We start from the raw sequence: 1,101 nt of genomic DNA on the forward strand, positions 1-1,101 counted from the left end.
CTTGTGTAGGATAGGTGGGAGGCTTTGAAGCGTGGACGCCAGTTCGCGTGGAGCCAACCTTGAAATACCACCCTGGCAACTTTGAGGTTCTAACTCAGGTCCGTTATCCGGATCGAGGACAGTGTATGGTGGGTAGTTTGACTGGGGCGGTCTCCTCCTAAAGAGTAACGGAGGAGTACGAAGGTGCGCTCAGACCGGTCGGAAATCGGTCGTAGAGTATAAAGGCAAAAGCGCGCTTGACTGCGAGACAGACACGTCGAGCAGGTACGAAAGTAGGTCTTAGTGATCCGGTGGTTCTGTATGGAAGGGCCATCGCTCAACGGATAAAAGGTACTCCGGGGATAACAGGCTGATACCGCCCAAGAGTTCATATCGACGGCGGTGTTTGGCACCTCGATGTCGGCTCATCACATCCTGGGGCTGAAGCCGGTCCCAAGGGTATGGCTGTTCGCCATTTAAAGTGGTACGCGAGCTGGGTTTAGAACGTCGTGAGACAGTTCGGTCCCTATCTGCCGTGGACGTTTGAGATTTGAGAGGGGCTGCTCCTAGTACGAGAGGACCGGAGTGGACGAACCTCTGGTGTTCCGGTTGTCACGCCAGTGGCATTGCCGGGTAGCTATGTTCGGAATAGATAACCGCTGAAAGCATCTAAGCGGGAAACTAGCCTCAAGATGAGATCTCACTGGGACCTTGAGTCCCCTGAAGGGCCGTCGAAGACTACGACGTTGATAGGTTGGGTGTGTAAGCGCTGTGAGGCGTTGAGCTAACCAATACTAATTGCCCGTGAGGCTTGACCATATAACACCCAAGCAATTTGCTGACCTGAAAAGGCACCAGATTGCGGTGTGTGAAGACGAAACGAACCGAAAGTTCGAAACTCACAAAACACCGAAAGCTATCACATACCCAATTTGCTGAAGCGAGGCCAACCGGCCACGACTCAGTACCCGAATTTCTTGACGACCATAGAGCATTGGAACCACCTGATCCCATCCCGAACTCAGTAGTGAAACGATGCATCGCCGATGGTAGTGTGGGGTTTCCCCATGTGAGAGTAGGTCATCGTCAAGATTAAATTCCGAAACCCCATTTGCGAAAGCA

The 1,101-nt window shown here is 52.6% G+C and carries 2 rRNA genes; both read left to right on the forward strand.

What is annotated here, in order from left to right:
* Positions 1-798 (forward strand): 23S ribosomal RNA (locus TV75_RS20860); the annotation flags it as partial.
* Positions 799-955: 157 nt separating this feature from the next.
* Positions 956-1,071: ribosomal RNA gene (gene rrf / locus TV75_RS20865) — 5S ribosomal RNA — on the forward strand.
* The last annotated feature ends 30 nt before the right edge of the window (positions 1,072-1,101 follow it).

The sequence above is a fragment of the Rossellomorea aquimaris genome (genome assembly GCF_000935355.1).
In the GTDB taxonomy this organism is placed as follows: Bacteria; Bacillota; Bacilli; order Bacillales; family Bacillaceae_B; genus Rossellomorea; species Rossellomorea aquimaris_B.